At 68.4% G+C, this 1,429-nt stretch carries 1 protein-coding gene; it reads left to right on the top strand.

Annotation, left to right across the window (positions count from 1 at the left end; translation table 11 throughout):
• Positions 1-135 precede the first annotated feature (135 nt).
• Positions 136-1,374 (top strand): IS256 family transposase, encoded by a 1,239-nt coding sequence (locus ACFYOV_RS33720; RefSeq protein WP_389094434.1) that lies wholly within the window; start codon positions 136-138, stop codon positions 1,372-1,374.
• The last annotated feature ends 55 nt before the right edge of the window (positions 1,375-1,429 follow it).

Below are 1,429 nucleotides of genomic sequence, written 5' to 3'. Positions count from 1 at the left end.
GGGTGCGTCCTGGGAAGTGGTGTACGGGTTCCCACCTGATCCGGGTGTTTGGCCTGGCGTCGGAGTGAGGGCCCGGATATGAGAACGGCCACCGGCTGATCTTCGAGATGTCGAAGCTCGAAGGAGATCAGCACGATGACCGCACCCGACAGTCTGCCCCTGCACGCCCTCGCCGAGGAGAATCTCGCCGCGGCGAGTCCCGATCTGCTGCGCGCGATGATCAAGACGTTCGCCGACGCCCTCATGTCCGCCGAGGCCGACGCCCTCTGCAATGCCGAATACGGGCAGGTCAGCGACGAGAGGGTCAACCACCGCAACGGCTATCGCCCGCGCGAGTGGGACACCCGCGCCGGGACCGTCGAACTCGCCGTCCCCAAGCTGCGCCAGGGCAGCTACTTCCCGCATTGGCTTCTCGAGCGCCGCCGCCGGGCCGAACAGGCCCTGATCTCAGTGGTCGCCACCGCCTACCTGCTCGGTGTCTCCACCCGCCGAGTCGAGAAGCTCGCCGAGTCCCTCGGCGTCACCCAGCTGTCGAAGTCCCAGGTCAGTGCGATGGCCAAGCACCTGGACGAGCAGGTCACCGCCTTCCGCAACCGGCCCCTGGACGCCGGCCCGTACTCCTTCGTCTGGGTCGACGCGCTCACCCAGAAGGTCCGCGAGGGCGGCCGCATCATCAACGTCCACGCGCTGATCGCAGTCGGCGTCAACGCCGACGGCCACCGCGAGATCCTCGGCCTGGACGTCGCCACCGCCGAGGACGGCGCCGGCTGGCTCGCTTTCCTGCGTTCCCTGATCGCCCGCGGCCTGTCCGGCGTCCAGCTCGTCATCTCCGACGCCCACGCCGGCCTCGTCGACGCCATCGGCGCGGTCCTGCCCGGCGCGTCCTGGCAGCGATGCCGCACCCACTACGCGAGGAACTTGCTGAGCCAGGTGCCGAAGTCGGCCCAGCCCTGGGTGGCCACCCTGCTGCGGACGGTCTTCGAACAGCCCGACACAGACGCGGTCCAAGCGCAGATGACACATGTCCTGGACGCCTTGGAGGCCAAGTTCCCCAAAGCCGCTGCCCACTTGGACGCCGCCCAGCACGACCTGCTGGCCTTCACGGCCTTCCCGCGGGAGATCTGGCGGCAGATCTGGTCGAACAACCCGCAGGAACGGCTGAACAAGGAAATCCGGCGCCGCACCGACGTGGTTGGCATCTTCCCCGACCGCACCGCCGTCATCCGGCTCGTCGGGGCGGTCCTGGCCGAGCAGAACGACGAGTGGACCGAGGCCCGCCGCTACATGGGCCGCGAGCTCCTCGCCAAGGCCCGGCTCCACCCGATCGAGTCAGAAACCGACGACACCGTCCTGCCCACCGAACTCACCGCATAGCCTCAAAACGAGATCACCGAGTGGCCGTCGATACACCACTCCAGCGGACGTGACC

It is taken from the genome of Streptomyces sp. NPDC005931, from assembly GCF_042871235.1.
Taxonomy (GTDB): Bacteria; Actinomycetota; Actinomycetes; order Streptomycetales; family Streptomycetaceae; genus Streptomyces.
This window is presented reverse-complemented; position numbering and strand designations above follow the sequence as displayed.